The organism is Pseudomonas citronellolis (genome assembly GCF_029335315.1).
In the GTDB taxonomy this organism is placed as follows: domain Bacteria; phylum Pseudomonadota; class Gammaproteobacteria; order Pseudomonadales; family Pseudomonadaceae; genus Pseudomonas; species Pseudomonas citronellolis_A.
Window position 1 is genome coordinate 1 of sequence record NZ_JARJLT010000387.1, and the last position, 5,352, is coordinate 5,352.

Consider the following 5,352-nt stretch of genomic DNA (forward strand, 5'->3'; position numbering starts at 1 on the left):
TGCTGCCGCTGCTCGCCGCCCTGGCCGCCTGCCAGAGCCCGAACCCCTACACCAACCAGTCGCTGCCCGCGCCGCCGGCGCCGGCCCAGGCCAGCGCGCCGGGCTTCGACCCCGGCGCCTACCCGGCCGCGCCGCTGGGCTACGGGCGCTACCGCTCGTGGAACTGGACCGGCACCACCAGCGGCCCGACCACCTACGGCAGCACCCTGCAGGACGCCGTCAGCGAGGGCCTCGACCAGGTCGGCCTGCGCCCGGCGCGCCCCGGCGCCGCGCCGGACCTGCGCGTGACCGCGCGGATCAGCAGCGAGCAACGCACCCGCCAGGTCACCGACTACTACGGCGGCGGCTACTATGGCGGCTGGAACGACCCCTGGTACGGCGCCTCCATCCCGGTGACGCGAACCTACGTGGTGCAGGTCAACGTGGTGCACGTGGACCTGTTCGACGCGCGCAGCAACCAGGCCGTCTACAGCGCCGCCGCCGAGTACCAGCCCAGCGGCAACCAGAGCGAGCAGGCCAGGGCCATGCGCGAGTCGGTGCGCAAGGCCCTGGCGGGTTACCCGCCGCACTGATCGGCGCACGGCGCCGTGTCCGCCTTTCCTGCCAGAAAACTGCGGAATAGGGCCGTTTCGAGGGGGGCGCACACTTGCCTTTGGCGGTACTCTGCGCTTCGATGAAGACTCTGTCTGGAGTACGCCGATCATGATCCGCCGACTGCTGTTGCTGGGCCTGCTGCTGGGCCTGGCCGCCTGTGAAACCGTCAACGTCAACCGCGACTACGACACCAGCCGCGACTTCGCCGCCTACCGCAGCTGGGCCTGGGCGCAACCGGCCTTCGAATACCGCCCGGACGACCCGCGCATCAAGAGCGACCTCACCGAACAACGCATCCGCGACGCCATCGCCAGCCAGCTCGACCAGCGCGGCCTGCGCCCGGTGCAGGGCGGCGCCGCGCCCGACGTGCGGGTGCGCGCCTACCTGATCGTCGACCAGCGCCAGGACCAGGTCACCACCTACACCGGCGGCTACTGGAACGGTTACTGGGGCGGCTACTGGGGCGGCCCGGCGATGGCCGAGTCGCGCACCGTCACCTACAAGGTCGCGACCATCCAGGTCGACCTGCTCGACGGCAAGGACGGCAAGCTGGTGTGGCGCGGCAGCGGCGAGCAGATCATGCGCAGCACCCCGCCGACCCCGGCCGAGCGCGAGGCGGCGATCCGCGAGACGGTGCAGAAGGTCATCGCCCAGTACCCGCCGCGCGGATGAGCCTGCAGCAGCGCCCCGTCGAAGCCGGCGACCTCCCTGAAGTCGCCGGCTTCGTGACCGACGCCGAGGAACTCTTCTACGCCTACCCGAAGGCGCGCTGGCCGTTCGACGTCGCCCAGCTGGCCGCCGCCGTGGCCGAACGCCGCGCCAGCACCCTGGCCCTGCTCGACGGCCGCGCCGCCGGCTTCGCCAACTTCTACCAGAGCCTGCCCGGCGAATATTGCGCCCTGGGCAACATGATGGTCGCGCCCTGGGCGCGCGGGCGCGGGGTGGCGCGCTACCTGATCGGGGTCATGGAAGACCTGGCCCGGCGCGACTACGCTGCGCCGCTGATGAAGATCTCCTGCTTCAACGAAAACGCCGGCGGGCTGCTGCTCTACACTGGCCTGGGTTATCGCCCGGTGGGCATCGTCGAGCGCCAGGCGCCCGACGGTCGCCGCGTGGCCCTGGTGCAGATGGAGAAAGCCCTTGAACCAGCCTGACCCCCAGCGCGTGCTGATCATCGTCAGCAGCGGCCCGAGCACCCCGGCACGCTGCGCCGCGCCCTTCTACACCGCGACCCTGCTGGCCTGCATGGACGCCGAGGTGACCCTGTTCCTCAGCGGCGAAGGCACGCAGCTGGCGCGCCAGGACGTGGTCGACAACCTCTACGCGGCGCCCGGCGGCGAGCCGGTCAGCCACTTCATCCAGCAAGCCAAGGAAGCCGGCGCGCGCCTGCTGATGTGCCGCGCCCCCGGCGTGCCGATCGACGAAAGCGCGCTGATCGGCGAGGTCGACGAAATCGCCAGCGGCGGCGAGCTGGCACGGATGATCCTCGAATTCGACCGGGTGCTGACGCTGTGAAGCTGCACGGCCTGGAGTTCCCCGAACAGCTGCTGTACGCCCCGGACTACAACCTGTGGCTGCGCGAGGAAAGCGACGGCGTCGTGACCCTAGGGCTGAGCGCCTACGGCTGCGCGCTGTACGGGCAGATCTTCGCCTTCACGCCGAAGCGCGACGGCTGGCACATCGAACGCGACCGCAGCTTCGGCGTGGTGGAGTTCGCCAAGGCCGCCTCCTCGGCGCGCTGCCCGCTGGCCGGCACCCTGCTGGTGAGCAACGAGGACGTGGTGCGTCGCCCTGGCCTGATCAACCGCGACTGCTACGGCGACGGCTGGATGGTGCGCCTGCGCCCCGACGACTGGGCCGCCGCGCGGCCGGGCTTCGTCAGCGGCCAGGTGGCGCTGGACGCCTTCGCCGAACGCATGCGCCTGGACGCCTTCGACCCGCAGGGCGACGACATCCAGGCCCTGCGCCGCGACTGAGCTTAAGCAAGGCATAAGCTTCGCCGGCCTAGCCTGGGCGATCCCAGAAGCTCCCCCACAGAAGGAGTTACGCCATGCCCAGGCTACCCGCACTCGCCCTGATCCTCCTCGCCCTCTCCGGCTGCGCCGGGCAAAGCAGCTACAACCTCGGCGCCATCGAGTCGCCGGTGAAGGAATCCTTCGGCCTCGACGACGTGGAACGCCAGCCCATGATGGGCGCGCAGTTCCAGGAACAGGGCAGCTTCTCGCCGCAGCAACAGCGGCTGATGCTGGGCCAGTAAGCCGCTAGTCCACCCGGAAACCCTGCAGCTGTTGCTGCTGCTCCGTCGCCAGCCGCGCCAGCTGCTGGCTGGCCACGGCGCTCTGCCCGGCGTTCTCGGCCACGCCCTGGATGCTGTCGTTGAGCTGGGTGATGTTCTGGCTGATCTCGTGGGCCACGGCGGTCTGCTCCTCGGTGGCGGTGGAAATCTGCGCGTTGCCGTCGGCGATGCGGTCGATGGCGTTGGCGATGTGCCGCAGCGCCTCGCCGGACTCGCGCGAGTGGCGCACGCTCTCCCCGGCCCGCTCGCGGGACGCCTGCATCATCCCCACGGCCTGGCGCGCGCCGTTCTGCAGCGCGTCGATCATCGCGCGGATCGACTCGGTGGCCTGCTGGGTATTGCTCGCCAGGCTGCGCACCTCGTCGGCCACCACCGCGAAACCGCGCCCCGCCTCGCCGGCCCGCGCCGCCTCGATGGCGGCGTTGAGCGCCAGCAGGTTGGTCTGCTCGGCGATGCTCTGGATCACCCCGAGCACACTGCCGATCTCGTCGCTCTGACTGTGCAGGCGGTCGATCACCTCGGCGCTCTCCTGCACCGTCTGCGAGAGATGCTCGATCGCCGTCAGGTTGGCCGTCACCAGCGTGTTGCCCTGGTGCGCCTCGCGGCGCACGTCCTCGGCCACCCGCGCCATGTTCAGGGCGCTGTGCGCCACCTCCTGCACCGCCGCGCTCATCTCGTGCACAGCGGTGGCGACCATGGCGGTCTGTTCGCCCTGGCCATTGGCGGCGTCGCTGACCTGGGCGCTGATGGCGCTCATCTCCTCCGCCGCGCTGGCCAGTTGCACCGAGGCGCCGCCCAGGTGGCGGACCAGCCGCTGCAGGTGCTCGAGCATGGCGTTGAAGGCCTGCGCGGTCTGCGCCAGCTCGTCACGGCCGGTGACCTCGGCGCGCAGGCTCAGGTCGGAGTTGCGCTGCACCGTGCCGATGACCCGGCTCAGTTGCTCCAGCGGGCGATTGATCGAGCGGCTGACCACCAGGCTGAAGGCGAGCATCAACGCCAGCAGCAGCGCCGCGATGACCATGAAGCTGACCTCCATCGCCCGGTAACGCGCGCTGGAGGCCAGGCTCAGCGCCTCGCCTTCGCTGACCTGCAGGCGCGCCAGCTCCTCCAGCGCCCTTCCCAGCGGGTCGAACACCGCATACAGGCGCTGGTTGAAATCGCCGGCGCCCTCCCCGCGTACGCGGCCATCCAGGCGTCCCAGCCACTCGTCCACCCGCGCGTCGGCCTCGGCCATGCGCGGGCGGATGTCTACGACCAACTGGGCCTCGGCCGCGCTCATCTTGCTGGCGATGACCAACGCCCAGGACTCGGCGATGCTGCGCCGCGCCTCGGCCACCGCCTCACGCAGCGCCGGCGCCTCGATCATGCCGGCGCGGTACTTGTGGAGGGCATCGACCATGTTCACCGCGTAGGCATTGGAAATCAGGTTGAGGCGGTTCACCGGGCGCATGCGGTCGTTGAACAGCTCGTCGAAGTCATCGTTGAGCCGGCCGGCGTTGTACGCCGCCAGCGCCATCACCCCGGCCAGCGCCAGCAGCGGCAGGAACGCCAGCAACAGCAGGCGGGTACGTACGCGGATCAGGTTGAGCATCGCTTCTCTCCTCGGTAGCTCGAATGCCGGGCCGAGCGCAGACGGGTGCGAGGGGCTCGGCTTGGCCAGGTGATCGGCGGAACGGGAGGCGACTCGACCTGAGGAATGAGTAGGAAATGTCTCTTTGAATCTCGGAGGCGCCAGGAAAAAGGGCTGCTAGGGTGTAGGTAAACCCCGCCCCCGGAGGCCGGATGCTCCGCCACGCCCTCGCCCTGCTCCTGCTGCTGGCCAGCCTCGGCGCCCACGCCGACCAACCGGTGCAGCCCGGCTTCGTCTACCTCGACCAGGTGCTGAAACACGCCCGCTACGAGGTGCGTTACTACAGCGGCGCCAACTTCGTCGGCAGCCGCATCGACGGCTATGAAAGCCCCCGGGTGATCCTCACCGCCCAGGCCGCCACGGCCCTCGCCGAAGTGGAACGCGACCTGGGCCTGAGCGGCCTGCAGCTGAAAATCTTCGACGGCTACCGCCCGCAGCGCGCGGTGGCCCACTTCCAGCGCTGGGCCGCCGACCTGGCCGACACCGCGACCAAGGAGCGCTACTACCCGCACCTGGAAAAATCCGCGCTGTTCAAGGACGGCTACATCGCCAGGAAATCCGCCCACTGCCGCGGCAGTACCGTCGACCTGACCGTGGTGGAAGCCAGCACCGGCAAGGAACTCGACATGGGCAGCCCCTTCGACTTCTTCGGCCCCATCTCCCACCACGGCACCAGCGAAATCACCGTGCAACAGACCCGCAACCGCGAAACCCTGCGCAGCGCCATGCTCCGCCACGGCTTCGAGCCCTACGCCAACGAGTGGTGGCACTACACCCTGAAGCAGGAGCCCTACCCGGATACCTACTTCGACTTCCCGGTGAAATGACCACG

The 5,352-nt window shown here is 69.8% G+C and carries 8 protein-coding genes and 1 pseudogene; 7 read left to right on the forward strand and 2 right to left on the reverse strand.

The features are described 5' to 3' along the window. Positions 1 to 2 precede the first annotated feature (2 nt). The 6 genes from P3W75_RS29700 to P3W75_RS29725 all read left to right on the forward strand — a co-directional run bounded on the left by P3W75_RS29700 (position 3) and on the right by P3W75_RS29725 (position 2,851). Entirely contained in the window at positions 3 to 572 is a 570-nt protein-coding gene (locus P3W75_RS29700) for a DUF4136 domain-containing protein (protein ID WP_276230907.1), read from the forward strand. Between the two features lie 130 nt (positions 573 to 702). Then, complete coding sequence (locus P3W75_RS29705; RefSeq protein ID WP_276230908.1) at positions 703 to 1,266, forward strand: DUF4136 domain-containing protein; 564 nt, start codon at positions 703 to 705, stop codon at positions 1,264 to 1,266. Continuing rightward, positions 1,263 to 1,748 (forward strand): GNAT family N-acetyltransferase, encoded by a 486-nt coding sequence (locus P3W75_RS29710; protein ID WP_276230909.1) that lies wholly within the window; start codon positions 1,263 to 1,265, stop codon positions 1,746 to 1,748. Before P3W75_RS29705 ends, P3W75_RS29710 begins: the two co-directional genes overlap by 4 nt. Next, entirely contained in the window at positions 1,735 to 2,109 is a 375-nt protein-coding gene (locus P3W75_RS29715; RefSeq protein ID WP_276230910.1) for a DsrE family protein, read from the forward strand. Before P3W75_RS29710 ends, P3W75_RS29715 begins: the two co-directional genes overlap by 14 nt. After that, entirely contained in the window at positions 2,085 to 2,570 is a 486-nt protein-coding gene (locus P3W75_RS29720) for a glycine cleavage system protein H (RefSeq protein WP_430765424.1), read from the forward strand. Before P3W75_RS29715 ends, P3W75_RS29720 begins: the two co-directional genes overlap by 25 nt. 74 nt (positions 2,571 to 2,644) lie before the next feature. Then, entirely contained in the window at positions 2,645 to 2,851 is a 207-nt protein-coding gene (locus P3W75_RS29725; RefSeq protein ID WP_276230912.1) for a hypothetical protein, read from the forward strand. 4 nt (positions 2,852 to 2,855) lie between these two features. Here the strand turns inward: P3W75_RS29725 and P3W75_RS31995 are convergent, their stop codons facing one another. Then, positions 2,856 to 3,722 (reverse strand): methyl-accepting chemotaxis protein, encoded by an 867-nt coding sequence (locus tag P3W75_RS31995; RefSeq protein ID WP_430765425.1) that lies wholly within the window; start codon positions 3,720 to 3,722, stop codon positions 2,856 to 2,858. After that, a pseudogene (locus P3W75_RS32000) lies at positions 3,717 to 4,481 on the reverse strand (HAMP domain-containing protein); the annotation flags it as partial. The gene P3W75_RS31995 and the pseudogene P3W75_RS32000, both read right to left, overlap by 6 nt. A gap of 191 nt (positions 4,482 to 4,672) precedes the next feature. On the opposite strand from P3W75_RS32000, the gene P3W75_RS29735 reads away from it, so the two are divergent. Further along, positions 4,673 to 5,347: a M15 family metallopeptidase gene (locus tag P3W75_RS29735; RefSeq protein ID WP_276230914.1), complete on the forward strand. Its 675-nt coding sequence runs from the start codon at positions 4,673 to 4,675 to the stop codon at positions 5,345 to 5,347. The last annotated feature ends 5 nt before the right edge of the window (positions 5,348 to 5,352 follow it).

Coding starts and splice junctions, on each gene's coding strand:
- P3W75_RS29705 (WP_276230908.1), top strand. CDS start 703: ATGATCCGCCGACTGCTGTTGCTGGGCCTGCTGCTGGGCCTGGCCGCC.
- P3W75_RS29710 (WP_276230909.1), top strand. CDS start 1,263: ATGAGCCTGCAGCAGCGCCCCGTCGAAGCCGGCGACCTCCCTGAAGTC.
- P3W75_RS29725 (WP_276230912.1), top strand. CDS start 2,645: ATGCCCAGGCTACCCGCACTCGCCCTGATCCTCCTCGCCCTCTCCGGC.
- P3W75_RS31995 (WP_430765425.1), bottom strand. CDS start 3,722: ATGCTCGAGCACCTGCAGCGGCTGGTCCGCCACCTGGGCGGCGCCTCG.
- P3W75_RS29735 (WP_276230914.1), top strand. CDS start 4,673: ATGCTCCGCCACGCCCTCGCCCTGCTCCTGCTGCTGGCCAGCCTCGGC.